Origin of the sequence: Nonomuraea sp. NPDC048892 (genome assembly GCF_040649735.1) — a bacterium.
Taxonomy (GTDB): domain Bacteria; phylum Actinomycetota; class Actinomycetes; order Streptosporangiales; family Streptosporangiaceae; genus Nonomuraea; species Nonomuraea maheshkhaliensis.
Map to the genome: position 1 here is coordinate 413,432 of NZ_JBEZFZ010000002.1, position 20,877 is coordinate 434,308.

15 protein-coding genes are annotated in these 20,877 nt (G+C 71.3%); 8 read left to right on the forward strand and 7 right to left on the reverse strand.

All coding sequences use genetic code 11. The features are described 5' to 3' along the window. Positions 1-37 precede the first annotated feature (37 nt). Complete coding sequence (locus AB0C28_RS07360; protein ID WP_358073370.1) at positions 38-1,219, reverse strand: acetate kinase; 1,182 nt, start codon at positions 1,217-1,219, stop codon at positions 38-40. Then, positions 1,195-3,498, reverse strand: coding sequence for a phosphoketolase family protein (locus AB0C28_RS07365; RefSeq protein WP_358073371.1), 2,304 nt, complete (start codon positions 3,496-3,498; stop codon positions 1,195-1,197). Before AB0C28_RS07365 ends, AB0C28_RS07360 begins: the two co-directional genes overlap by 25 nt. A gap of 62 nt (positions 3,499-3,560) precedes the next feature. On the opposite strand from AB0C28_RS07365, the gene AB0C28_RS07370 reads away from it, so the two are divergent. After that, on the forward strand, positions 3,561-5,267 hold the full coding sequence (locus tag AB0C28_RS07370) for an IlvD/Edd family dehydratase (RefSeq protein WP_358073372.1): 1,707 nt from the start codon (positions 3,561-3,563) through the stop codon (positions 5,265-5,267). A 10-nt stretch (positions 5,268-5,277) separates the two neighbouring features. On the opposite strand, the gene AB0C28_RS07375 is transcribed toward AB0C28_RS07370, so the two are convergent. Both AB0C28_RS07375 and AB0C28_RS07380 read right to left on the reverse strand, forming a co-directional pair. Continuing rightward, on the reverse strand, positions 5,278-6,111 hold the full coding sequence (locus AB0C28_RS07375; RefSeq protein ID WP_358073373.1) for a helix-turn-helix transcriptional regulator: 834 nt from the start codon (positions 6,109-6,111) through the stop codon (positions 5,278-5,280). A gap of 5 nt (positions 6,112-6,116) precedes the next feature. Continuing rightward, positions 6,117-6,908, reverse strand: coding sequence for an SDR family NAD(P)-dependent oxidoreductase (locus tag AB0C28_RS07380; RefSeq protein ID WP_358073374.1), 792 nt, complete (start codon positions 6,906-6,908; stop codon positions 6,117-6,119). 218 nt (positions 6,909-7,126) lie between these two features. Here AB0C28_RS07380 and pgi point away from each other — a divergent pair, with 218 nt between their 5' ends. Both pgi and zwf read left to right on the forward strand, forming a co-directional pair. Next, positions 7,127-8,758, forward strand: coding sequence for a glucose-6-phosphate isomerase (pgi, locus tag AB0C28_RS07385; RefSeq protein ID WP_358073375.1), 1,632 nt, complete (start codon positions 7,127-7,129; stop codon positions 8,756-8,758). A 1-nt stretch (position 8,759) separates the two neighbouring features. Beyond that, positions 8,760-10,139 carry a glucose-6-phosphate dehydrogenase gene (gene zwf, locus AB0C28_RS07390; RefSeq protein ID WP_358073376.1) on the forward strand — a complete coding sequence of 460 codons (1,380 nt, stop codon included), beginning with the start codon at positions 8,760-8,762 and terminating at the stop codon, positions 10,137-10,139. A 110-nt stretch (positions 10,140-10,249) separates the two neighbouring features. Here zwf and AB0C28_RS07395 read toward each other — a convergent pair whose 3' ends face one another. Then, positions 10,250-11,059 carry a hypothetical protein gene (locus tag AB0C28_RS07395; protein WP_357841774.1) on the reverse strand — a complete coding sequence of 270 codons (810 nt, stop codon included), beginning with the start codon at positions 11,057-11,059 and terminating at the stop codon, positions 10,250-10,252. A gap of 615 nt (positions 11,060-11,674) precedes the next feature. Between AB0C28_RS07395 and AB0C28_RS07400 the strand changes: the two genes are divergently transcribed. Further along, the gene (locus AB0C28_RS07400; RefSeq protein WP_106237201.1) at positions 11,675-12,028 is read left to right on the forward strand and encodes a spore germination protein GerW family protein; all 354 of its coding nucleotides are present in this window, start codon (positions 11,675-11,677) and stop codon (positions 12,026-12,028) included. Between the two features lie 245 nt (positions 12,029-12,273). On the opposite strand, the gene AB0C28_RS07405 is transcribed toward AB0C28_RS07400, so the two are convergent. Then, complete coding sequence (locus tag AB0C28_RS07405) at positions 12,274-13,473, reverse strand: hypothetical protein (protein ID WP_357841776.1); 1,200 nt, start codon at positions 13,471-13,473, stop codon at positions 12,274-12,276. Between the two features lie 134 nt (positions 13,474-13,607). Here AB0C28_RS07405 and AB0C28_RS07410 point away from each other — a divergent pair, with 134 nt between their 5' ends. After that, positions 13,608-16,490, forward strand: coding sequence for a tetratricopeptide repeat protein (locus AB0C28_RS07410; RefSeq protein ID WP_358073592.1), 2,883 nt, complete (start codon positions 13,608-13,610; stop codon positions 16,488-16,490). A gap of 129 nt (positions 16,491-16,619) precedes the next feature. Next, positions 16,620-17,237 carry a LysE family translocator gene (locus tag AB0C28_RS07415; protein ID WP_357843085.1) on the forward strand — a complete coding sequence of 206 codons (618 nt, stop codon included), beginning with the start codon at positions 16,620-16,622 and terminating at the stop codon, positions 17,235-17,237. Between the two features lie 190 nt (positions 17,238-17,427). Here AB0C28_RS07415 and AB0C28_RS07420 read toward each other — a convergent pair whose 3' ends face one another. Then, positions 17,428-18,150, reverse strand: a complete 723-nt coding sequence (locus AB0C28_RS07420; RefSeq protein WP_358073377.1) for a VIT1/CCC1 transporter family protein — start codon at positions 18,148-18,150, stop codon at positions 17,428-17,430. Between the two features lie 439 nt (positions 18,151-18,589). Here AB0C28_RS07420 and AB0C28_RS07425 point away from each other — a divergent pair, with 439 nt between their 5' ends. Together AB0C28_RS07425 and AB0C28_RS07430 are read left to right on the forward strand one after the other, a co-directional pair. Continuing rightward, positions 18,590-19,609, forward strand: coding sequence for a Gfo/Idh/MocA family oxidoreductase (locus AB0C28_RS07425; RefSeq protein ID WP_358073378.1), 1,020 nt, complete (start codon positions 18,590-18,592; stop codon positions 19,607-19,609). Positions 19,610-19,684: 75 nt separating this feature from the next. Further along, on the forward strand, positions 19,685-20,692 hold the full coding sequence (locus AB0C28_RS07430; protein ID WP_358073379.1) for an NAD-dependent epimerase/dehydratase family protein: 1,008 nt from the start codon (positions 19,685-19,687) through the stop codon (positions 20,690-20,692). Positions 20,693-20,877 lie beyond the last annotated feature (185 nt).

Consider the following 20,877-nt stretch of genomic DNA (forward strand, 5'->3'; position numbering starts at 1 on the left):
TGGGAAATGCTCCGGGTTTTTACCGGGGGGAAGCTGGTCAGGCGCCGCCGATCAGGGCGTGGGCCTGGCAGGCGATCTCCCACTCCTCGTCCGTCGGGACGACCAGCACCGCCACCCGCGCGTCCGGCGGCGAGACCGCCCGCTCCGCCCGCGAGGCCGCCGCGTTCAGCTCCTGGTCCACCACGATGCCCAGGCGCTCCAGCCCGGCCAGCGACTCGGCCCGGGTGGCGGCGTCGTGCTCGCCCACCCCGCCGGTGAAGACGATCGCATCCAGGCGGCCGAGCAGGGCGTAGTAGGCGCCGACGTACTTGCGGATGCGGCGGGTGTAGACGTCGAGGGCCAGCCTGGCCTCCTCGTCGTCGCGGGCGCGTACCTCCCGCATGTCCATGGTCCCGGCGAGCGCGAGCAGGCCGCCCTCGTAACCGAGCGCGTCCTCCACCCGCCGGGCGTCCATCCCGTCCACCCGGGCGAGGTAGCCGCCGAGCGCGGGGTCCACATCGCCCGAGCGCGTCCCCATGACCAGCCCCTCCAGCGGGGTCAGGCCCATGGAGGTGTCGACGCTGCGCCCGCCGGAGATCGCGGTCGCGCTCGCGCCGTTGCCGAGGTGCAGCACGATCAGGTTGAGATCGGTCAGGTCACGGCCCAGGACGGCGGCGGCGCGGCGGGAGACGTACGCGCACGAGGTGCCGTGGAAGCCGAAGCGGCGCACGCCGAGCCGCTCGCGCCAGTCGCGCGGCACCGCGTACGTGTACGCCTCGGGCGGCAGCGTGCGATGGAACGCCGTGTCGAACACCGCCACCTGCGGGACGCCGGGGAACGCCGCCCGCGCCACGCGTACGCCGGCCAGGTTGACCGGATTGTGCAGCGGCGCGAGCGGCGCCAGCTCCTCGACGGCGGCGATCACGCCGTCGTCGATGAGCACCGCCTCCGTGAAGCGCTCGCCGCCGTGCACGATGCGGTGCCCGACCGCGACGGGGTCGAGCCGCGGCCCCTGGCGCGCGAACGCGTCCATGACCGCGGCCAGCCCCTCCTCGTGCGTGGCGAAGCGCTCCGCCCGCTCGTACGGCGGCCCGGCGCCCGCGTGGTGCTCCAGCCGCCCGGACTCCTCGCCGATGCGCTCCACCAGGCCGCGGGCCGGACGATCGCCCGTGCCCATGTCCACGAGCTCGTACTTGATCGAGGAGGAGCCCGTGTTCAGGACGAGGATGCGCCCGGCCATGTCCACGACCTGATGTCCGCCGGGTCCTCGCCGTGGTCCCGCGTGTAGGCGCGGGCCCGCAGCCGCTCGTCGCTCATGTGCTGGCGCAGGTGCGCGGCCTTGGAGCCGAGCCCCGGCACCCGGTCGACGACGTCCATGACGAGGTGGAAGCGGTCGATGTCGTTGAGCATGCACATGTCGAACGGCGTCGTCGTGGTGCCCTCCTCCTTGTAACCGCGCACATGGATGTTGGCGTGACCGTTGCGGCGGTAGGTGAGCTGGTGGATGAGCGACGGATAGCCGTGGAAGTTGAAGATGACCGGCCTGTCCCGGGTGAACAGGGTGTCGAACTCGGCGTCCGACATGCCGTGCGGATGCTCCGTCGGCGGCTGCAGGCGCATGAGGTCCACCACGTTGACGACGCGTACCCGCAGCTCCGGCAGGTGCTCGCGGAGCAGCGCGGCGGCGGCCAGCGTCTCCAGGGTGGGCACGTCACCTGCGCAGGCCAGCACCACGTCCGGCTCCGCGCCCTGGTCGGTGGAGGCCCACGGCAGGATGCCCAGCCCGCGCGTGTTGTGCGCGATCGCCTCTTCCATCGTGAACAGGTCCAGCACCGGCTGCTTGCCGGCCACGATCACGTTGACGTAGTCGCGCGAACGCAGGCAGTGATCGCCGACCGAGAGCAGCGTGTTGGCGTCCGGCGGCAGGTAGACCCGCACCACCGACGCCTTCTTGTTCACCACGACGTCGAGGAAGCCGGGATCCTGGTGGCTGAAGCCGTTGTGGTCCTGCCGCCACACGTGCGACGACAGCAGGTACGTCAGCGACGCCACCGGCCGCCGCCACGGGATCTTCTGCGACGACTCCAGCCACTTGGCGTGCTGGTTGAACATCGCGTCGATGATGTGGATGAACGCCTCGTAACAGTTGAACAGCCCGTGCCGCCCGGTCAGCAGGTAGCCCTCCAGCCAGCCCTGGCACAGGTGCTCGCTCAGCACCTCCATGACCCGGCCGCCCGGCCCCAGGTTCTCGTCCGTGGGCAGCGTCTCGGCGTTCCAGGCGCGGTCGGTGACCTCGAACACCTCCGACAGCCGGTTCGAGGCGGTCTCGTCCGGCCCCATCAGCCGGAACGTCTCCGGGTTCGCGGCGATCACGTCGCGCAGGAACCCGCCCAGCACCCGCGTGGGCTCGCTGGACTGCTCGGCCGGCGCCTTGACCTCGACCGCGAGCCTGCGGAAGTCCGGCAGCCGCAGCGGCTTCAGCAGCTCGCCGCCGTTGGTGTGCGGGTTGGCGCTCATCCTGCGCGGGCCGTCGGGGACCGTGCGCAGGATCTGCTCGACCGGCCGCCCGTCCGCGCCGAACAGCTCCTCCGGCCGGTACGAGCGCATCCACTCCTCCAGCATGGCCAGGTGCGTCGAGTTCTCGCGGACCTTGGCCAGCGGCACCTGGTGCGCCCGCCAGGTGCCCTCCACCGGCTTGCCGTCCACCTCCTTGGGGCCGGTCCAGCCCTTCGGCGTGCGCAGGATGATCATCGGCGGCCGCTCGGCGTCGCCCGCCTTGTACGCGGCCATCTCCTCGAACGCCGTGTCGAGGGTGCCGGCCATCTCCTCGTGGTCGGGGCCGACCAGATGGGGGCGGTAGCCGTACCCCTCCATGAGCTTGAGCAGCTCGCCGGTGGGGATGCGGGCCAGGACGGTCGGGTTGGCGATCTTGTAGCCGTTCAGGTGCAGGATGGGCAGCACCATGCCGTCGCGGCGGCGGTCGGTGAACTTGCCGGAGTGCCAGCTCGCGGCCAGCGGGCCGGTCTCGGCCTCGCCGTCGCCGATGACGCAGGCCACCACCAGGTCGGGGTTGTCGAAGGCGGCGCCGTACGCGTGCGCGAGCGCGTACCCCAGCTCGCCGCCCTCGTGGATGGATCCGGGCGTCTCCGGTGCCACGTGACTGGGGATGCCGCCGGGGAAGGAGAACTGGCGGAACAGCCGCCGCATGCCCTCCACGTCCTGCGACACGTCCGGATACCGCTCGGAGTACGACCCCTCCAGCCACGCGTGCGCCACCGCCGCGGGCCCGCCGTGGCCGGGGCCCGCGATGTAGATCATGTCCTGGTCCCGTTCGCGGATCACCCGGTTGAGGTGGGCGAAGCAGAAGTTCAGGCCGGGCGTCGTGCCCCAGTGGCCGAGCAGGCGCGGCTTGATGTGCTCCGGCCGCAGCGGCTCGGTGAGCAGCGGGTTGTCCAGCAGGTAGATCTGCCCGACGGACAGATAGTTGGCCGCCCGCCAATACGCGTCTATGTGCTCCATGCCCCTGCTGCTTCCTCCACAGAGCGTGATGAATCCCCCGAAGCGCCGATAAGGTGCCGAACATGGATTTGAGGAGTTCGCGCTGGTACTCGGGGAACGACCGTAACTCCTACATTCACCGGGCCTGGATGCGCCGCGGGCTGCCGCGCGAGGCGTTCGAGGGCGGCAAGCCGCACATCGCCATCGCCAACACCGCCTCCGACCTCACCCCGTGCAACTCCCACCTGAACGAGGTGGCCCAGAGCGTCATGAACGGCGTCTGGGAGGCCGGTGGTGTGCCGCTCAACCTGCCCGTCGTCTCCCTCGGCGAGACGAACGTGCGCCCGACCGCCATGCTCTGGCGCAATCTGGCCGCCATGGCCACCGAGGAGATGCTGCGCGCCAATCCCATCGACGGCGTCGTGCTGCTCGGCGGCTGCGACAAGACCATCCCGTCGCTGCTCATGGCCGCCGCCTCCGTGGACCTGCCCGCGCTCGTCGTCCCCGGCGGCCCCATGCTGACCGGGCACTTCCGCGGCGCCCCGCTCGGCTGCGGCACCGACGTGTGGCGGCTCAGCGAGGAGGTACGCGCCGGCACCCTCTCCCGGGAGGCGTTCCTGCGCTCCGAATCCTCCATGATCCGCAGCCGCGGCCACTGCAACACCATGGGCACCGCCTCCACCATGGCCTGCATGGCCGAGGCGCTCGGCATGACCCTGCCCGGCACCGCCGGCACCCCCGCCCCCGACAGCCGCCTGCTGGAGCTCTCCCACGAGAGCGGCCGCCTGGCCGTCGAGCTGGTCGAACGCGGCCGCCGCCCCAGCCAGGTCATGACCAGGGGCTCCTTCCTCAACGCCATCGTCGCCCTGGCCGCCGTCGGCGGCTCGACCAACGCCGTCGTCCACCTGCTGGCCGTGGCCGGCCGGCTCGGCGTCCGGCTCGACCTCGACGACTTCGACCGCACCGGCTCAGGCGTGCCGCTGCTGGCGGACCTGCAGCCGGCCGGACGCCACCTGATGGACGACCTGTTCCGGGCGGGCGGCCTGGCCGCCCTGCTCAAGGAGGTCGAGGACCTGCTCGACCCCGCCGCGATCACCGTCACAGGACGGCCGCTCGTCGAGCACCTCGCCGACGCCGAGATCTGGGACGAGGACGTCATCCGCCGCCGCTCGAACCCCCTGCTGCCCGACGCCGGCATCGCCGTCCTGCGCGGCAACCTCGCCCCCTCCGGCGCCGTGATCAAGCCCGCCGCCGCCTCGCCCGAACTGCTGCGCCACCGCGGCCGGGCCGTCGTCTTCGACAGCGTCGAGGACGTGTACGCCCGGCTCGACTCGCCCGACCTCGACGTGGACGAGACCTCCGTGCTGATCCTGCGCGGCTGCGGGCCCAAGGGCTATCCCGGCATGCCCGAGGTCGGCAACCTGCCGCTGCCCGCCAAGCTGCTGGAGAAGGGCGTACGCGACATGGTGCGGATCAGCGACGCGCGCATGAGCGGCACCGCGTACGGCACCGTCGTCCTGCACGCCGCCCCCGAGGCCGCCGCCGGCGGGCCGCTGGCCAGGGTGCGCACCGGCGACCCGATCGTGCTCGACGTGGCCGCCCGCCGCCTCGACGTGGACGTCCCCGACGCCGAGCTGGCCGCCAGGGAGCCGGTCATGACCGGGCACGCGCGGCCCGTACGCGGGTGGGAACGCCTCTACGTCGAGCACGTCACCCAGGCCGACCGCGGCGCCGACCTCGACTTCCTCCTCGGCTCCGGCGGCGACCACGTCGGCCGCGAATCCCACTGACCGCCCACTCTCAGGCGAGAGAACCGAGGAGCTTCAGCTTCTCCGCCGTCTCGCTCTCCGCGTCCGGGTAGTAGAGGACGAGCAGGACGTCCCCCACGGGGAGCTTGTCGCGGTGCAGGCGCAGCTCCCCGAGCGTGGGATGGTTGACGGTGGTGCTGCCGCCGTCGAGCATTCTGACGTCGTGGCGGGCCCACAGCTTCCGGAAGCGTCCGCTGGCCAGGGAGAGCTCGCCCACGAGCTCGACCGAGCGGGCGTCGTCGGCGTAGTCGTCGGCGCCGTCGCCGGCGGTCTGGCGGAACGCGGCCACGATGCCCGCCACGGCCGCCTCCCAGTCCTGGTGGAACGCCTGCTCCTCCGGGTCGAGCAGGAGCGAGCGCAGCCGGTTCTCGCCCGGCCTCAGCCGCGGCGAGAGCGCCGTGGCCAGCGCGTTGGCGGCCAGGACGTCGAACGTGCGGCTCTCCACGAAGGCGGGCACCCCCACCACCGCGAGGAGATGGTGCAGCCGCGCAGGGACGCGCGGTGGCGGTCTGCGCCGCCTGGGGCGCCGGGGCGCGGCGGCGGCTCCGGCGAGGTCGTGCAGGTAGCCGCGTTCGACCTCGTCGAGCAGCAGCACGCGGGCGAGCGCGTCGAGAACCTGCGGGGACGGGCGGGTGTCGCGGCCTCGTTCCAGCCGCAGGTAGTAGTCGGCGCTGATCCCGGCCAGTATCGCCACCTCCTCCCTGCGCAGGCCGGGCACCCGGCGCGCCCCTCCCGAGGGGATGCCGGCCTGTTCGGGGGAGACGAGGTCGCGCCTTGCCCGCAGGTAGGCGCCCAGCCGGTTCGTCTCCGAGTTGTTGCCGGGCATGACCGTCAGCTCTGGGCCTGGGCCTGGGCCTGGGCCTTTGCCGGGGCCCGGCTGGGGAGCGTCGCCAGCGCCTGGGAGCGCTGGGCGACGAGCTCGTCGTAGGTGCCGTCGCGCTCCGCCCAGCGGTGCATGAGGACGCCCCGTACGAGGATCTCGTCCGGCGTCGGGTCCTGGGCCAGCAGGTCCATGACCTCCGCGCCGAAGTCCTCCAGGGCCAGAGCGCTCGGGCTGGCGCCGCCCATGCCGGTCGCGACCGCCGGCGGGACCAGTTCGGCCACCTCGACCCCGGTGCCGGCCAGCTGCGCCCGCAACGCCTCGCTGTAGGCGTGCACCGCGGCCTTCGACGCCGCGTACGTCGGCATCACGGGGAAGGGGAGGAAGCCGATTCCTGAGCTGACCGTGACGATCGTCCCGGCGCCGCGCGCGACCAGGTGCGGAGTGAACGCGTCGATCACCCGGACGGTGCCCAGGAAGTTGACGTCCATGATCGTCTCGGTCGCCGCGAAGTGAGCCGGGTCGCGCAGCTCCTCCGGCATCCCCGTGCCGGCCATCGTCACCACCGTGTCCAGGCCCGGATGCGTGCCGAGCACCTGGTCACGGGCGCGGGCGACGGACCCGGCGTCGGTCACGTCGATCTCGGCCGTCCCGAAGCCCTCACCGGCCAGCCGCGCGAGCACGTCCCCGCGCCGCCCGCCGACGACGACGGCGCTGCCGGCCTTGAGAAAGCGGCGTGACAGCTCCAGCCCGATGCCCGAGGTGCCGCCGATCATGAAAACAGTACGTGAGGAAATGTCCATGTCTTCGAAGGTAAGACCGGAACCGCACTGCTGAGGGGGCCCTGTCAGACCCCTGGGCAGGAGGCCGGTTCCCCATCCGCTCCCGCACGCACGGCCGGCAAATGAGATGCCTTGCTCAAGACTCGGCTCCGCCATGCGCGGAATCAACCACGGCGGGTACACGGTTACGGGACGATGGGGCCAGGCATGATCGGCTTGGCGACGCGAGGAGGAAACACGTGAACGGCGACATCACCCAGACCCCGGAGTGGGCGGCCCTGGGCAAGCACCAGGAAGAGCTGGCCGGTCGGCAGCTGCGCGAGCTGTTCGCGCAGGACCCGGGCAGAGCCGGCCGCATGACGGTGACCGCCGGCGACCTCTACCTCGACTACTCCAAGCACCGCGCGACCGACGAGACCCTCGGCCTGCTCACGGCCCTGGCCGAGCGGGCGGGGCTGCGCGAGCGGATCGCGGCCATGTTCGGCGGCGAGCACATCAACGTCAGCGAGGACCGCGCCGTCCTGCACGTCGCGCTGCGCCTGCCGCGCGAGGCAGAGCTCGTCGTCGACGGCCAGGACGTCGTGGCCGACGTACACGCCGTGCTCGACAAGATGAGCGACTTCGCCGGCCGGGTCAGGTCCAAGGAGTGGAAGGGCGCCACCGGCAGGCCGATCGAGACCGTCGTCAACATCGGCATCGGCGGCTCCGACCTCGGCCCCGCCATGGCCTACGAGGCGCTGCGCGACTACGCCGACGCCGGCATCACGGCCCGCTTCGTCTCCAACATCGACCCGGCCGACATCACCGGCAACCTGGCCGGCCTCGACCCCGCGACCACGCTGTTCGTGATCAGCTCCAAGACCTTCACCACCCTGGAGACGCTCACCAACGCCAGGGTCGCGCGCCGCTGGCTGGTCGACGCGCTCGGCGAGGACGCCGTCTCCCGCCACTTCGTGGCCGTCTCCACCAACGCCGCCAAGGTCGCCGAGTTCGGCATCGACACCGCCAACATGTTCGGCTTCTGGGACTGGGTGGGCGGCCGCTACTCCTACGACGGCGCCATCGGCCTGTCCCTGATGATCGCGATCGGGCCCGAGCGCTTCCGCGAGATGCTGGCCGGCTTCCACACCATCGACGAGCACTTCCGCACGGCCCCGTTCGAAGCCAACATGCCGGTGCTGATGGCCCTGCTCGGCGTCTGGTACAGCGACTTCTTCGGCGCCGAGACCCGCGCCGTGCTGCCCTACAGCCAGCGGCTGCACCGCTTCCCCGCCTACCTGCAGCAGCTCACGATGGAGTCCAACGGCAAGTCCGTACGCGCCGACGGCGCCCCCGTCACCACCGGCACCGGCGAGATCTTCTGGGGCGAGCCCGGCACCAACGGCCAGCACGCCTTCTACCAGCTCCTGCACCAGGGCACCCGGCTGGTCCCGGCCGACTTCATCGGCTTCGCCGAGCCCCACGAAGACCGCGAGGGCATGCACGACCAGCTCACCGCCAACCTGCTGGCCCAGACCACGGCGCTGGCGTTCGGCAAGACCGCCGAGGAGATCGCGGCCGAGGGCACCCCGCCGGAGATCGTGCCGCACAAGGTGATGCCGGGCAACCGCCCCACCTCCACGATCCTGGCCACCAAGCTCACCCCCGCCACGCTGGGCCAGCTCGTCGCCCTCTACGAGCACATCGTCTTCGTCGAGGGCACGATCTGGGGCGTCGACTCCTTCGACCAGTGGGGCGTCGAGCTGGGCAAGAAGATGGCGCTCGACCTCGCGCCCGCGCTGACCGCGGACGAGCCGCCCGCCACCTTCCCCGACCCGTCCACCGAGCAGCTCGTCCGCCGATACCGGCAGCTGCGCGGAAGGCGCGCCTGAGATGCGGCCCGACACGACGCAGGCCGGCGCGCTGGTGCTGTTCGGCATCACCGGCGACCTCGCGCGCAAGATGCTGCTGCCCGCCCTCTACCACCTGACCGCCGACGGCCGGCTCGACCTGCCGATCATCGGCGTGGCCAAGACCGACATGGGCCTCGACGGGCTGCGCGAGTTCGCCCGCACCGCCTGCGGCGGCGTCCACGACGCGGCCTTCGACAAGCTGGCCGGCAACCTGCGCCTGGTCCCCGGCGACTACCGCGACCCGGCCACGTTCGCCCGTCTGCGCGAGGAGACCGAGGGCAAGGGCTTCCTCGTCCACTACCTCGCCGTCCCCCCGGCGCTGTTCTCCGCCGTGGCCGAAGGGCTGGCGGGCGAGGGGCTCAACCGCGACGCGCGGCTCGTGGTGGAGAAGCCGTTCGGCCACGACCTCGCCTCGGCCCGCGAGCTCAACGGCGAGCTGCTCAAGTTCTTCGACGAGGACCACCTGCGCCGGGTCGACCACTTCCTCGGCAAGGAGCCGGTCGAGGACCTCATGGTGTTCCGCTTCGCCAACACGCTGCTCGAACCCATCTGGAACCGGTCCCACATCCGCAGCGTGCAGATCACCATGGCCGAAGACTTCGACGTCCGCGACCGGGGCGGCTTCTACGACGCCAACGGCACCGTCCGCGACGTCGTGCAGAATCACCTGCTGCAGCTCCTCGCCATCCTCGCCATGGACCCGCCGCCCTCCACCGACGCGCGGGCCCAGCTCGACGAGAAATGGCGGGTGCTGCGCGCCGTCCAGGCCATCGACCCCGCCGACGTCGTACGCGGCCAATACGCCGGCTACCTCGGCACCGACGGCGTGCGCCCCGACTCCACCACCGAGACCTACGTCGCCCTGCGCGCCTACATCGACAACTGGCGCTGGGCCGGCGTGCCCTGGTGCATCCGCTCCGGCAAGGCCCTGCCCGTCACCGACCTGGAGGTGGTGGCCGAGCTGCGCCGACCCCCGGTGACGATGTTCGGCAACGGCAGCGCGCCCGACGCCCCCAACCTCATCCGCTTCCGCCTCCAGCCCGACGCCGGCGTGACCTTCGACCTGCTCGCCAAGGAGCCCGGCAAACAGCACACCCGCCCGGTCCCCGTCAGCGTCGACTTCACCAAGGTGCTCGGGCCGATGGAGGCCGCTTACGAACGCGTCCTGTCCGACGCCGTCAGCGGCGACCCGCGCAGATTCGCCCGATTCGACCTGGTGGAGGAGTCGTGGCGGATCGTCCAGCCGGTGCTCGACCTGGCGGAGCAGCCGCTGCCGTACGAGCAGGGCTCCTGGGGGCCCGAACCGGCGGCCGAGATCCCGCCGGGCGGCTGGCACGAGATCTCCACCACCTTCGACTGACCTGCTTGCGGGCAGTGGTGTCGCGGGAGGTGAGTGGCTCCCGGGGTGGTTCGGCGACCCGGCTCCGGTCGCCCGGCGGGGGTTGGACGATCTGTTTTCGTTCGTGTCAATTACATCAGCTTGCCGGAGATCAGGATGAGATCGGCGGGGCAAGTGGCCGGGTCGGTTCTGCGGAGGTGGATCCGGAGACCCTGGCCGGGCGACATATCGTCCGTCTTGATCTGGAGGGGTGAGTCGGCGGAGTCGAGTTCACCTCGGAGAGCAGGAACGATTCCGGTGATTTCGTAGCTGGACTTCGCTTCTGGGCATCCGGCCACCTGAAGGCGGATGATGGTGTTTCCACCGCAGTAGGCCAGGCAGTTGACCCGGTATGTCGTGTCCGTTTGGGAGCGGCTGGGGAGTCGTAGGGTGTAGTGGTCGGTGCAATAGGCGAAGCCTAGAATTGGCTGACATTCGCGGCTTTTGGCCGGTTTGTCACCCTTCAGGTATTCGATGTCCATATACCCGGTGGCTGCCCTAGGGATCGTGGCTATGCCCATGATCACGGTGAGAAAGAAAACGAGGGCGCCCAGGGCCTGGAGCAGGCGGAGCACAGGACGGATGAAACGCATGAAACCGGGCAGCGACTTTATGGCCATCGTCGCGCCCATCACCGCCGAGACGCCGCCGATCGCTTGCAGGATTTTGCTGGCATCCTCGTAGGAAATACCGAACCAGGTCGGCAGGCAGGTGGCGCTGGCCAGAAGGCTGCCCATGAGAGTGAGGGCGCCGGCAGATAACACATGCCCTCTCTTTCCAGCATTTTCCGCAGCGTCGCGTTTGAATGCGGAGAAGGCGAGGAATGCCGCCGACAGGACGAGCATGAGGATGCTGGTCACGCAGACGACATGGTCGGCGACCACGGCAAGCTGGAAATCCATGCCACCATCCCGTTCACACCCAGAGGAAAACCAGCAAGGAGACACCGAGCCTGGACGCGATGAAGGGAAATGTACTGGATGAGGGGCGGCCTCGCGAGGGGAGGCGGCCGTCAGCGCTCGGCCAGCATGAGTGACTTTCGTGTGCAACTCGCTTGGCTCCTGGTCTCCCTGGAGTCCGCACCTGATTGGGCGGTGGAGAAGCGACCAGAGTCGCTGCCCGCAGGCACGCAGGGCAGCGCTGAAGTGGAACGCGTCGAGTTAGCGCTCTTCCTCCAGATGCACCAGGTCAGAAGCTTAGTGGGCGAACGCCTTCACTCATCTCCTCAACGAGGCGACTCCAGCCGAGCCCGCGACATGCGCCGATTTCGAGTGCCCACCAGATTGCCAGGGGCGCCACGATGTCCCCGATGGCGCCGCTCACGGCGCGCCCTCCGGCTCGTCGGCGGGGTGCCCCGCCACCTTCCGTCAGCCCTCCCTTCGCCTTCCGCGACTCCTGCCAGTAATTTCCCGGGAACGCGCGATCCTTTGCGGCGCCTCTTCCTCGGGACTGTCCGAAAGTTGTCAGTGGCGTGGGCGACGTTCGACGGGGAGCCTCCTGGGAGTGACGATGGGGGGATGGACATCATGGAGCTGATGGAGCAGTCGAAGGACGCCGCGACCGTCAATCGCGTCTTCGGCGAGCCGATCCACCACGGCGACATCGTCATCATCCCCGTCGCCAGGGTCGCCCAGGGTGGCGGGGGAGGCCGTGGCCAGGGCAGGAGCGAGAAGGGGGAGGAGGGCGGCGGCTCCGGCGGCGGCTTCGGCTTCAGTGCCACGCCGGCCGGCGTGTACGTACTCAAGAACGGTGAGGCGCTGTGGCGCCCCGCCGTCGACGTCAACCGCATCGTCATCGGCGGCCAGTTCGTCGCGGTCGTCCTGCTGCTCACCCTCCGCGCCATCTTCAAGCGCCGCCGCCGCAAGCGCTGACCACCCCGGCGACCGCATGGGTGCGGGACGTCAGGACGACGCGCGGCCCGCACCCACCCGCAGCTCGGCACAGCGATGATCGCGACACACGATCCCGCCACTTGATCGTCGCGTCCAGCAGGATTGAATGCGACGTCAGCCGAAGACCATCCGCCGAGTGTGGCGTGGGTCGGCGTGATCGCAAGGGTTGCCTGGCGACGCGCTGCCGCGACCCGGTGCGGTGCCGCGTCGCCAGGCAGAGGTGGTCAGACGACGCGGACCTGGAACTGGTCCCCGTCCAGGACGCGGGACCTGTAGTAGAAGGCGCCCAGGTCGGCTCCGCCGAGGGTGTTCTCCGCCAGGGGGATCATGCAGACGCTGTAGCCGCCGGAGTCGTTTGCGGCGCGGGCTTCCAGCCATACCGCGTTGCAGGTGAACCCGTCCCCGGTGTTCCAGTCGATCCAGAAGATGTTGCGGCCGTAGGGCTGCGAGTACGCGCCGTTGTAGGTGGACTTGAACGGGTACTCGTCACACGACCAGGTTCCCGGCGTCGTGGGCTTGGGATGCCCCGGCGGACAGGCCCTGTTGTAGTTGTTGTCCATCAGCGTCTGGTTCTGCGTCCTGGTCAGGACGCTCGTCATTCCGTACTTGACGATGGCGAGGCGCAGGTGGCGGGCGTACGCCGGATAGCGGTAGGTCAGCACGTCGTGCACCGGGCGGACCGAGGCGTAGACGCAGCCCGTGGGGTAACCGGGCAGTGCGTCGTCGCAGCGGTGCACGGCCGGCGTGGTGATCGAGGCGTTCGTCGTCGGGTTGACCCACGCCGAGTTGGCGAACCAGTATCTGATCCCGCCGTGCGCGTCCCACTTGTAGCCGCCGGGCGGGCTGTGGAAGTACGTGGTGGCCGAGTGGACGCGGCCGGGAAGCGCCGACCCGCCGATCAGCCCGCTGCTGGACACCGTGCAACTGGCCAGGCATTGCGGCTCGGCGTAGACGAAGCTGTCGAGTACCGCCGGGATCGCCGGGCCGGCCACGCTGTTGGCCTGGTAGTGCCACGACTGGGTCCATCGCAGCGAGCTGTGGTCGAGGGTCGTCAAGCTGGAGACGGTGTACTGGATCGAGCCGATGACGACCCCGTTGGGCACCGTGAAGATGAGCAGGATGCCGTCCTCGATCACGCAGTTGGCCGACCGGCTCAGGGTAGGGCTGCCGCCGCAGATGTCGGCGGCGAGCCCGGCCTCGCTTTTGGTGGTCTTGGACGCGCCGGCCTTCCTTGTCTGCTTGCGGACGCAGGTGGCGTTCCCGGACTTGCCGTCCGCGGCGAGTGCCGCCGCCTCCTGCTTGAGATCGGTGCCGCACGCCTGCGTGGCGGCGGGTTCCGGCCTGGGCTTGTCCGGCGCCGTCGTCTCGGCCGCCGCCGTTGCCGTCGTCGTCGTCGCGGTCGCCGACGGGGTGGGGACGAACACGGATAACAGTCCTAAAGCGACACTTACCATCCCCGCTTTCCACCTGACCACGGGTCTCTCCCTTCGTAAAAAGGATCTGTCGAGCGAAGCAGAACCCCGACCTCTGGACAGGCTCTGGACGTTTGTTGAACACTGTGGCGGTGCTGGTCGTCCAAGTGCTCGGCCGCCTTCGGGTGTGGCACGATGATCGCGAGATCGACGCCGGGCCGCCCGCCCGCCGCCTGATGCTGGGAGTCCTGGCGCTCAACGCCGGACGGCTGACCACGCGCCGGGAGCTGATCGAGTCGCTGTGGGGCGAACGGCCGCCGTCCAGCGCTGTCAACGTGCTGCACACCCACACCAAGCACCTGCGCCGCCTGCTCGACCCCGCGCACAGCCCACGCGACCAGGGCGGCGTGCTCGCCACCGTCGGCGACGGCTACCTGCTGCGCCTGCCCGACAGCGCCCTCGACCTGCTGCGCTTCCGGCGTACCGTGGCGGCCGCGCGGCAGGCGGAGAGCGACGGCGACCCGGCGCGGGCCGCCGCGCTGTTCCGCGAGGCGCTGCGGCTGTGGCAGGACGACGAGCCCCTGTGCGACGTGCCGGCGCTCGACGGCCACCCCAAGGTGTGGGGTCTGAAGGTCGAGCGCCGCCGCGCGCAGCTCTCCTACTGGGACCTGATGCTGCGGGCGGGCAACGCCGCCGAGGTCGTCGCCGCGCTGGCGGTGCAGGGCGCGGCGAACCCGCTCGACGAGGCGGTGCAGGCCACGCTCATCCGCGCCTACCAGGCGACGGGCCAGCGCACACTCGCCTTCGAACGGTACGAGGCCACCCGCCTCGTCCTGGCCGGGGAACTGGGTGTGGAGCCGGGCGGCGAGCTCGAACGGGCCCACCGGCAACTGCTCCAGGAGCAGGAGAGCCGTGGCGCACCGAGGGTTCCGCAGCAGCTCCCCGCGCCGGTGCCGGACTTCACCGGCCGCGCCGGCGAGCTGGCCCTGCTGGATTCCGCCAACGCCCGTCGCGCACCGGGCATCGTGGCGATCTGCGGCACCGCGGGCGTGGGCAAGACGGCGCTCGCCGTCCACTGGGCCCACCGCAACCGCGCACTGTTCCCCGACGGGCGCGTCCACCTCGACCTGCGCGGCGACGACGCCGGGCACGCGCTTTCCCCGCATGAGGCGCTGGGCCGCCTGCTGACCGCCACCGGCGTGCCCGACCAGGACATCCCGGCCGACACCCAAGCCCGGGCCGCGCTCTGGCGTACCGAGACCGACGGCCGGAGGCTGCTCGTGCTGCTCGACAACGCCGCCTCGGCCGAGCAGGTACGGCCACTGCTGCCCGGTACGCACGACACCCTCATCGTGATCACCAGCAGGGACCGGCTGGCCGCCCTGGTCGCCCTGCACGGCGCGCACCGCGTCGAGCTGGACCTGCTGCCCCCCGCCGACGCCGCGCACCTGCTGCGCCGGCTGCTGGGGGAGCCGGCGGGTGACGACCCCGGCAGCGTCGACTCCCTGGCCGCCATCTGTGCCCGCCTGCCGCTGGCGCTGCGCCTGGCCGCCGAGTACGCCGGGGCGCAGGCGCACCTGCCGCTGGCCGGCGTGGTGACGCGGCTGCACCGGGACGGGCCGCTCGAGCTGCTCGACGGGGGCGGCGGGGCGGCGATCCGGCACGTCTTCGGCTGCTCGTACCGGCTGCTCGACGCGGCGGCGCAGCACCTGTTCCGGCTGCTGAGCCTGAATCCGGCGGCGCACTCCACGGTGGCGTGCGCGGCGGCGCTGTCCGGCCTCGACGAGCTCGGCGCGGCCCGGCTGCTGCACCGGCTCGCCTCGGCGCACCTGCTGCGCTGCGACGCCCTGGGCCGCTACGGGTTCCACGACCTGCTGCGCGCGTACGCCGCCGAGCTGAGCCTGGCCGTGGACGGCGAGGCCGACCGGCAGGCGGCCGTGGACCGGCTGCTGGAGCACTACAGCACGACCGCCGTCGCGGCGAGCGACACCCTCTACCCCGGGTGGAGCGGCAGCCGCCGGCATGCCGGGCTCGCGCTCACGCCCGGCGACGTCACCCTCTCGCCGGACGCGGCGCTGGCGTGGCTGGACGGCGAGCTGGCCGCGTTCGGCACGATCTGCCAGTTCGCGGTGAGGCGGGGACGGCCGGAGCGGGCGGTCGCCCTCGCCGCCGCGCTGCACCGCTACCTGGAGGCGGGGCACGGCACCGAGGCCCTGCCGATCTACGAGTGCGCCGTCGAGGCCGCGCGGGCGATGCGGGACGCGCAGGGCGAGGCGCACCTGCGTACCAACACCGGTGTCGTCCTGCGGCTGCTCGGCCGCTACGACTCGGCCGCCGAGGAGCTGACCGAGGCGCTGGAGCTGTGCCGCCGCGTCGGCAACCGGCACGGCCAGGCCCGCTCGCTATCGAACCTGGGCATCATCGAGGAACGCCTCGGCGAGTTCGCCTCCTCCGCCGCCCGGCACCGTGCGGCCCTCGCGCTCTACCGCGACCTCGACGATCCCTTCGGCCAGGCGGCCGCACTGACGAACCTGGGCAACCTGGAGGAGTCGATCGGCGAGCACGCCGAGGCGGCGCGGAACCTCCTGGCCGCGCACGACATCTTCGCCGCGCTCGGCGAGCGTTCCGGGCAGGCCATCGCCCTGTGCAACCTCGGCCAGATCCACAGCACGCTGGGCGAGGACACGCTCGCCGTCGCCCGGCTGCGCGCGGCGCTGAGCTTGTTCCGCGAGATCGAGCACCGTGACGGGGAGGCGACCGCGCTGAGCAACCTCGGCGCCGCCCTGGGCCGGCAGGGGGAGCTCGAGGAGTCGCTGCGGCACCTGGAGCAGGCACTCTCGATCTTCCGGTCGACCGGGCACAGGTACGGCGAGGCGAGCGTGCTCAACGGGATCGGTGAGACGCTGCGCGCCATGGGTCGTGACGGCGAGGCGGCGCAGCGGCATCGGCTGGCGCTGGCGATCGCGGCCGAGACCGGCGACGAGGACGAGCGCGGACGTGCCGCCGCCGCGCTCGAAAGCCTCGGCTGAGCACGGTCGGTCATGGGGCGGCGCCGCTCGGCGACCTCCCTTCGTTCCTCGGGCTCCGATGGGTAACAGGGGTTGTGCGGTGAATCGGGGTGCGAGGCCGGTGCTCGTAAGGTGGACGCCGTGACTTCTATGGCGCAGATCGCGGCTTTCGGTGGAGTGGTGCTGCTCGGGGCGATGTCGCCGGGGCCCGATTTCGCGGTGGTCGTGCGCCGTTCGGCGGTCTCCGGGCGTGGGCACGGCATGGCCGCCGCGGCGGGTATCGCGATGGGGGTGTTCGTCTGGGTGGTGGCGGCGGCCACCGGGGTGGCGGCGCTGCTGGCGGCCTCCGCGCTCGCGTTCACCGTGGTCAAGGTGGTCGGAGCGGCGTACCTGATCTACCTGGGCGTCAAGTCGTTGCGCGCGGCCCTGCGCGGGGGAGGGACCCTCGATCTGAACGTCCCGGAATCCGGCGGGCGCGGCTCATGGGCGGCCTTCGCCGAAGGGCTGCTGACGAACGTCCTCAACCCGAAGGCGGCCCTGTTCTTCGTGGCCCTGGTGCCACAGTTTCTCGCGTCCGGGCTGTCGGCGCTGACGTTGTCGGCGGTGGCGCTCGCCGGGACGGTCGCCTGGTTCCTGGTGGTGGCGAACGTCGTGAGCCTGCTGCGCGGCGTGTTCGCCCGGCCAGCCGTCCGCAGGGCGGTGGACGGCCTGACGGGCGTCGCCTTGATCGGCCTCGGCGTCAAACTGGCCACCACCAGCCGCCCGTGACGCGCCCCCGGCGAATGCTCCGGCGACTGTGACGGACTCCGGTGAATGACCCGGGGTTCGTGACGTGCTCCGGTGAATGACCCGGAGCCCGTGATGGGGACCCGCCGAATGACGCGGGGCCAGCGGGGCCAGCCGGGCCAGATGGGCCAGATGGGCCAGATGGGCTCACCACGACCCTGTCACTGGACTACTAGGAGACGCTCACGCCGAGCAGATGACCCAGGCCGAACGTGACAGTGGCCGCTCCGACCCCGAGGGCGAGCTGGCGCAGGCCGCCGAGCCACCACGGGCGGGCTGTCATCACCGCCACCGCCGCTCCGAACCCGAACAGCGCCAGCACGCTCAGCACCAGCGCCACCAGCAGCCCGGACGCCCCGAACAGGAACGGGACCAGCGGCACCAGCGCCCCGGCGGCGAAGGCGAAGAACGACGAGGCGGCGGCCAGGTAGGGGGAGGGCAGGTCGTCGGGGTCGACGCCGAGCTCTTCGCGTACGTGCACCCGCAGCGCCTGCTCGGGGTCGGCCGACAGCCCTTCGGCCACCCGCTCGGCCAGCTCGGGGTCGAGCCCGCGGGCCCGGTAGAGCGCCGCCAGCTCGGCCCGCTCGCCCACCGGGTCACGGGCCAGCTCGCGCCGTTCGACGGCGATCTCGGCCCGCATCAGCTCCGTCTGGGACTTCACGGACGTGTACTCGCCGGCCGCCATGGAGCACGCCCCGGCGATCAGTCCTGCGCACCCGGCCAGCACGGCCCCCTGCCCGGCTCCCGCGGCTCCGACCACTCCGGCGATCAACGCGAAGTTGGACACGAGCCCATCCATCGCTCCGAACACCGCCGGCCGCAACCAGCCGCCGGTCACGTCCCGGTGGTTGTGGTGCTGCTCGGTGGAGAGCGGGCGGGCGAGCTCGATGGTCATGGATTCCCTCCATTTGTGGATCTCTCCACACAAATCTGGCATGTCGAACGGAAGTTCGCAACGAAGGGAAGCCTTGCCTGAACTGCGGAAACGTGGAGGGATGGGGTGTCGTTCGCCGAACTTCTCCTGCTTGCGTGAAGTCCGGGTTCGGGTCCGGGTCCGGGTCCGGGGTTCGGGGTTCGGGGTTCGGGGTTCAAATACGGGGTCCGAGTCCGGTTCGGGTCCCGTTCTGGTTCGGGACCGGTTTGGGGCCGGGTCTGGGCTTGGGGTCTCGGGTCCGGAGTCTGGGATCAGGGGTCGTGGGGTTGTGCTTTTGATGTGAATAACGGTCTAGACCGTAAAGGCGTAGCATCCTTGCTGCTGGCGGCACCCTCGTTCCACATTCGCGCGAGGTGCGCTGCGATGATGGCCTCCCTTTTTCGACAGATCGGAGACGACTGTGCGTATCGCTCTCGCGGGGCTGGCCACCAGCCATCCCTACACCGACGCCCGCAGCCTGGCCCGCCATGCCGAGCTCGTCGTATGGGAGCCGGATCCGGAGCGGCTGCGGCGGTTCACCGATGAGCATCCCGGGGTGAAGGTGGCCGGCAGTCTGGAGGAGGTGCTGGCAGGGCGGGTCGACGGGGTGGTGCTGACCGTGCCCAACCCCTCGGTGCCGGGAGCGCTGGCCAAGGTCCTGGAGACGGGGGCGGCGTGCTTCGTCAACAAGCCCGCCGCCGCCAGCCGCGCCCAGCTTGAGCAGCTCGACGCGCTGCCGATCCACGACCGCGTGCTGTCGAGTTCGGTGCTGCGCTTCGCCCCCGCCTTCGCGAATGCCCCCTTCTTCGCGAACGCACCCGCCCTGACGAAGGCTCCGGGGGGTGTGAAGGCCCCGGCTGTCGCGAACGCCCTGGTCGGCGGGAGTCTAAGGGTGGGCGGTGTGGAGGGGGCGGAGGCCGGGAGCGATGCGGCCACGGATGTCAGAGGTGATGTGCTGGCCGTGCGGGCGACGGTGCGGCATGACGTGGGGCTCTGGGCGGACGGGTACAACGCCTGGCAGGACACCCCGGGCGAAGGCGGCGGGACGATGGTGACCATGGGGATTCACGGGGTCGAGCTGCTGGTGGCACTTCTGGGTCCCGAGGTCGCCCTGGTGGGGGCCGCCGGGGCCAGGAGGCACTACACCTCCCTGCGTTCCGAGGACACCGGGGTGATGGCGCTGCGCTGGGACGACGGCGTCACCGGCACGGTCGAGATCCTGGGCGTCTCCGAGTCCGAGTCGTACGCCGTCACCGTGCACCGCCGCCACTCCACCGAGACCGTCGTGATCGAGGGCGGCGACGATCCGATACGCGGGCTCGGCTACGAGGGGACGATCGAGGCGTTTCTCGCGATGGTGGGCGGGGCGCCCAGTCCGGTGCCGTGGCGGGAGACGAGGGCCGTTCTCGACGTGATCGTCTCGGCGCGCGAGCGGGCCTGACCTGGCCGCACCCGTTGACAGGCGCTGTCCTACCCGGTTACGGTCTGGACCGTAAATCAGGGAGAAGGAGACCGCGTGCGGACGACGGCGGAACTCGAAGAGCGGCTGGCCCGGCCGAGCGCTGGGCTGATCGACGATCTGGGCAGGCTCGACGGCGACATCATGATCCTGGGCGCCGGAGGCAAGCTGGGCCCGAGCCTGGTGCGGCTGGCGCTGAACGCCGTTCAGGGAGACAGGCGGATCATCGCCGTCTCCCGCTTCTCCGAGCCCGGGCTGGCGCAAACCCTCCAGGACGAGGGCGCCACCGTGGTGGCCGCCGACGTCGCCGACGACCGCGCCCTGCGCGAGCTGCCCGACGCGCCGAACGTGGTGTTCCTGGTGGGCGCCAAGTTCGGTACGCAGGGCCGCGAGCACGCCACCTGGTTCACCAACGCCTACCTGCCCGGCCGGGTCGCCGACCGCTTCGCCGGCAGCAGGATCGCCGCCCTGTCCACCGGGAACGTCTACCCCCTCGTGCCCGCGGGGGGCGGCGGCAGCACCGAGGACTCGCCCACCGGCCCTGTGGGCGACTACGCGATGAGCTGCCTCGGCCGGGAGCGGGTGCTGACCCACTTCGCCGAGACGAACGCCACCCCGATGTCGCTGATCCGGCTCAACTACGCCGTCGAACTCCGCTATGGCGTGCTGGTCGACCTGGCCCAGAAGGTGCTCGCGGGCGAGCCGATCGACCTGGCCACGGGCCAGGTGAACGTGGTCTGGCAGGGCTACGCCAACGAGGTCGCGCTGCGGTCGCTGCTGCTCGCCGACGTGCCGCCGTACGTGCTCAACGTGACCGGCCCCGAGCTCGTCTCGGTGCGTCGCGCGGCGCTGGACCTCGGCGCCGCGCTCGGCAAGGAGCCGGTGTTCACCGGCGAGGAGGCGCCGACGGCGCTGCTCTCGAACGCCTCCCGCTGCCATCGCCTGTTCGGCTACCCCGAGCTGACCCCCGCCGAGCTCATCGAGCACACGGCGCGCTGGGTCGCCGGCGGCGGTCCGCTGCTCGGCAAGCCCACCAAGTTCGAACGCCGCGACGGGCGCTTCTGACCCGCGTGCCCAGGTCAGCGGAAGCACGCGTGCCCAGGTTGACAGGAGGACGCGTGCTCAGGGCGGCAGGCGCTCGCGGGGTCGCGTCAGCGGGCGTTCGCGGGCTCGTGTCAGCAGGCGTCCGCGGGCTCGTGCCAGCAGGCGTTGGCGGGTCCGCGTCAGCAGGCGTTCGCGGGCCCGATCCG

What these genes read in the sequence shown, in the direction of transcription:
- AB0C28_RS07365 (WP_358073371.1), bottom strand. Translation starts at nt 3,498, where the DNA reads ATGGAGCACATAGACGCGTATTGGCGGGCGGCCAACTATCTGTCCGTC.
- AB0C28_RS07380 (WP_358073374.1), bottom strand. Translation starts at nt 6,908, where the DNA reads ATGGACATTTCCTCACGTACTGTTTTCATGATCGGCGGCACCTCGGGC.
- AB0C28_RS07395 (WP_357841774.1), bottom strand. Translation starts at nt 11,059, where the DNA reads ATGGATTTCCAGCTTGCCGTGGTCGCCGACCATGTCGTCTGCGTGACC.
- zwf (WP_358073376.1), top strand. Translation starts at nt 8,760, where the DNA reads ATGCGGCCCGACACGACGCAGGCCGGCGCGCTGGTGCTGTTCGGCATC.
- AB0C28_RS07420 (WP_358073377.1), bottom strand. Translation starts at nt 18,150, where the DNA reads ATGACCATCGAGCTCGCCCGCCCGCTCTCCACCGAGCAGCACCACAAC.
- AB0C28_RS07375 (WP_358073373.1), bottom strand. Translation starts at nt 6,111, where the DNA reads ATGCCCGGCAACAACTCGGAGACGAACCGGCTGGGCGCCTACCTGCGG.
- AB0C28_RS07415 (WP_357843085.1), top strand. Translation starts at nt 16,620, where the DNA reads ATGGCGCAGATCGCGGCTTTCGGTGGAGTGGTGCTGCTCGGGGCGATG.
- AB0C28_RS07400 (WP_106237201.1), top strand. Translation starts at nt 11,675, where the DNA reads ATGGACATCATGGAGCTGATGGAGCAGTCGAAGGACGCCGCGACCGTC.
- AB0C28_RS07370 (WP_358073372.1), top strand. Translation starts at nt 3,561, where the DNA reads ATGGATTTGAGGAGTTCGCGCTGGTACTCGGGGAACGACCGTAACTCC.
- AB0C28_RS07360 (WP_358073370.1), bottom strand. Translation starts at nt 1,219, where the DNA reads ATGGCCGGGCGCATCCTCGTCCTGAACACGGGCTCCTCCTCGATCAAG.